The organism is Nonomuraea lactucae, assembly GCF_003313395.1.
Classification (GTDB): domain Bacteria; phylum Actinomycetota; class Actinomycetes; order Streptosporangiales; family Streptosporangiaceae; genus Nonomuraea; species Nonomuraea lactucae.
In genome coordinates this window covers 1-3,917 of the sequence record NZ_QNFZ01000736.1, presented here as the reverse complement: position 1 = coordinate 3,917, position 3,917 = coordinate 1, and the positions used below count along the sequence as shown (strand labels likewise).

3 protein-coding genes are annotated in these 3,917 nt (G+C 74.1%); all 3 read left to right on the top strand.

Annotated elements, in window-relative coordinates; genetic code table 11:
- Window positions 1–1,893 (top strand): HAD-IC family P-type ATPase (locus DQW85_RS26345; RefSeq protein WP_113702630.1); only part of this gene is annotated, 1,893 nt, incomplete at its 5' end.
- A gap of 71 nt (window positions 1,894–1,964) precedes the next feature.
- Window positions 1,965–2,090 carry a hypothetical protein gene (locus DQW85_RS47745; protein ID WP_275888261.1) on the top strand — a complete coding sequence of 42 codons (126 nt, stop codon included), beginning with the start codon at window positions 1,965–1,967 and terminating at the stop codon, window positions 2,088–2,090.
- A gap of 142 nt (window positions 2,091–2,232) precedes the next feature.
- Window positions 2,233–3,917, top strand: a 1,685-nt coding sequence (locus DQW85_RS26340; RefSeq protein WP_240197436.1) for an ATP-dependent helicase, incomplete at its 3' end; no start/stop codon positions are given.

Here is a 3,917-nt window from a genome sequence, read left to right as displayed (position 1 = left end):
GGGGCGCCGCCGAGCGGGGTGGAGCTGCGGCTGCGGGCGCTGAGCCGCCGGATCCTGCCGGCCGCGATCGGGTCCGGCGCCGTCCTCATGGTCACCGAACTGCTGCGCGGCTCGCCGCCGGCCGCCGCGATCGCTCCCGCCGTGAGCCTGGCCGTGGCGGCGGTACCGGAAGGGTTGCCGTTCGTCGCCACGGTGGCCGAACTGGCCTCTGCCAAGCGGCTGTCGGCCCGCGACACGCTGGTGCGCAACCCGTCGACGATCGAGGCGCTGGGCCGGGTGGACGTGCTCTGCTTCGACAAGACCGGAACCCTGACCGAGGGCCGCATCAGCCTGGGCCGGGTCTCGGACGGGCGGGTGGAGAAGGGGGTGGACGAGCTCACGCCCGAGCTGAGGGCGATCGTCGGCGCGGCGCTGCGTGCCTGCCCCCGGTACGAGGGCGGGCGGGCCATCCCCCACCCCACGGACCGCGCCGTCGTGGAGGGCTCCGAGGCGCTCGGGGTGACCCTGGAGAACTGGGAGCGGGTCGACGAGCTCCCGTTCGAACCCGCGCGCGGCTACCACGCGGTGCTCGGCCTCGCCGGCGGGGAGCCCCTGCTGAGCGTCAAGGGCGCCCCCGAGGTCGTGCTGACCCGCTGCGCCGGCCTTGCGAGTGGCACGGAGACGGTCCCCCTGGACGGACAGGCCAGGCGCGCGCTCGAAGAGGAGGTGGACCGGCTCGCTCTGCAGGGCCACCGCGTGCTCGCGGTCGCGGAGCGGGCCGCCTCCAGCCGCGCCGACCTGGACGAGTCGCGGATCGAGAGGCTGCGCTTCCTGGGGTTCCTCGGCCTGGCCGATCCCGTCCGCCCCACCGCCAAGCGCAGCGTCGAGGAGCTGATGCGGGCGGGCGTCCGGGTCGTCATGATCACCGGGGACCACCCGAGCACGGCGGAGGCCATCGCCGCGGAGATCAACGCGCTGAACGGCCTACGGGTGATGACCGGCCCCGAACTCGAGCGACTGGACGACGACACGCTGGCCGGGGCGCTGCCGGAGGTGGCGGTCTTCGCGCGCGTCACGCCGGAGCACAAGGCCAGGATCGTCGCCAGCCTGCGGCGGGCGGGGAAGGTCGTGGCCGTCACCGGTGACGGCGCGAACGACGTCCCGGCGATCCGGCTCGCCGACGTGGGTGTGGCCCTCGGCCCCCAGGCCACCCCGGCCGCGCGGGCCGCCGCCGACATCGTTGTGGTCGACGATCGCATCGAGACGATCATCGATGCGATCGTCGAGGGGCGGGCCATGTGGGGATCGGTGCGCGACTCCCTCGGCATGCTGCTCGGCGGCAACGTGGGAGAGATCGTGTTCACGCTCGGCTCCAGCCTGCTGGCCGGGCGCAGCGCGCTGAACGCCCGCCAGCTCCTCCTGGTCAACCTGCTCACCGACATGCTGCCCGCCATGGCGGTGGCCGTACGGGCGCCGAGCGCGACCAGCCCCGAGAAGCTGCTCGCCGAGGGGCCCGAGGCGTCGCTGGGCGCCGCGCTGACCCGGGACATCTACCTGCGGGCGGCGACCACCGCGGCAGCGGCCACGGGGGCGTGGGTGCTCGCCCGGTTGAGCGGCACCCGCGGCCGGGCGGACACCGTCGGGCTCATCGGCCTGGTGGGCGCGCAACTGCTCCAGACGCTGGCGGTGGGAGGACGGGACCGGCTGGTGCTGCTCGCCTCGCTGGCGTCGCTGGCGACGCTGGGCGTGATCGTCTCGGTTCCCGGTCTCAGCGCGCTGTTCGGGTCCCGCCCCGTCGGTCCGGTCGGCTGGGGCATCGGCCTGGGCTGCGCCGTCGTGGCTGTGGCCCTCGCCTGGGTCGTCGAGCGAGCGGTTTCGCGTCCGCCATCGGCTGTTCACCATGTGGACACGTAGCGCACATCCTTCTAGACACGTTTATGGTGAAATCTGCCATAAAAGGCCCTTTATCCCCTCAGAGGTGTCCAGTGTCCGAATTCTTGGCGTCCATGCTGGCGAAGGCGGCGTTCATGCTCCTGGAGGCGCTCATCGCGCGCCTCGTACACGCCCTCTTCACGTCGATGCTCCGTACCGCGAGGGTCCAGGCGGCCTAGCGACGACCATGCCCCGCAACGCCCCGGCCTGCGGCGTGTCGGCGGGAAATCAGGTAGCCGCCTCGCTAGCCTGAGCGGATCGCGTGGGGAGACCGGTCAACTCGGCACGATCTACCCCTGTGGTCTGGTGGAATCTAGTGCTGTGAGTGGTCAGACCTGGCGGCTGGTGCGGCGTGGGGGCGGGAGACCTGCCGAGCCCCCTGTGCTCGATGAGCACCAGCGTGCCGTGGTCGCCCATCCCGGCGGCCCGCTGCTCGTTCTCGCCGGGCCCGGCACGGGCAAGACCACGACCATCGTCGAGTCGGTGGTCGAGCGCATCGAGCGCCGTGGGGCCGACCCCGAGCGGGTGCTGATCCTCACCTTCAGCCGCAAGGCCGCCGGCGAGCTCCGTGAACGGGTGACCGCGCGGCTGCGCCGCACGACCAGGACACCGCTGGCGCTCACGTTCCACAGCTACGCCTACGCGCTGCTGCGCCGTGAGGCGGTGCTCGCCGGGGAGGCACCGCCACGGCTGCTCACCGGGCCCGAGCAACTGCTGGAGATCCGGCGGCTGCTCCACGGCGAGCTGGAGGACGGCGCGCGCGAGTGGCCCGCCTCGCTGCGCGAGGCGCTCAAGACGCGCGGCTTCGCCGAGGAGCTCCGCGACCTCCTGTCCCGCGCCGCCGAACGCGGCCTCGACGGAGAGCGGCTCGAAGAGCTGGGCAGGCGCCACGGCAGGGGCGACTGGGTGGCGGCCGGGCGGTTCGCCACCCGCTACCAGAGGCGCTTCGACCTGGATCCGGAGCCGGCGCTCGACTACGCCGAGCTGATCAGGGCCGCGGCCGGACTGCTCGCGGACCCGGACGTGCGCCGGAGGGAACGCGCGGCGCACGACGTGGTGTTCGTGGACGAGTACCAGGACACCGACCCGGCGCAGGAGCTCCTGCTGCGGCAGCTCGCGGGCGACGGGCGTGACCTGGTCGCGGTGGGTGACCCGGACCAGTCGATCTACGGCTTCCGGGGGGCCGACGTGCGGGGCATCCTGAAGTTCCCGGAGCGCTTCCGCACGCTGGACGGGCGCGACGCCCCGGTGCTGGCCCTGCGCGTCTGCCGCCGGAGCGGGACCGGCCTGCTGGAGGCCTCCCGCCGCATCGCCGCCCGCCTCCCCGTGGCCCCCTTTCCGGACCCCGTCACCCCCCTTCCCGATCCCACGCCACAGGGTGGGGCGCAGCGCCCCACGGCCTCCCGGCGGCGGGTGCACGGGCATCGGGAGCTGCTGTCGCTGCCCGAGGCCGACGCGGGCGAGGCCCGGGTGCTGCTCGCCGACAGCACCAGCCAGGAGGCGGCCGTCGTGGCCGACACGCTCCGCCGCGCTCACCTCATCGACGGCGTGCCGTGGCACCGGATGGCGGTGCTGGTGCGCTCCGCCACCCGTCAGGTGCCGCTGCTGAGGCGGGCGCTGGTCAGCGCGGGCGTGCCGACGATGGTGGCCGGAGACGAGGTGCCGATCGCGCAGGAGCCCGGCGTACGGCCCCTGCTGACACTGCTGCGGGTGGCGCTCGACGCGGGCGAGCTGGACGAGGGCGTGGCTGAGGAGCTGCTCACCGGGCCTCTCGGGGGCACGGACATGATCGGCGTCCGCCGCCTCAGGCGCGCACTCAAGATCGCGGAGAACGAGGCCGCCGACTCCGTCGAGGAGCGGGATCCGTCCGGCAGGCGCTCGTCCGGTGAGCTGCTGGTCGCCGCCCTCAAGGACGCGCGCGAGCTCACCCGCGTCGAGCCGCACGTCGCGCTGCCCGCCGAGCGGGTGGCCGGGCTGCTCGCCGCCGCCCGCGAGGCGGTGCGGGC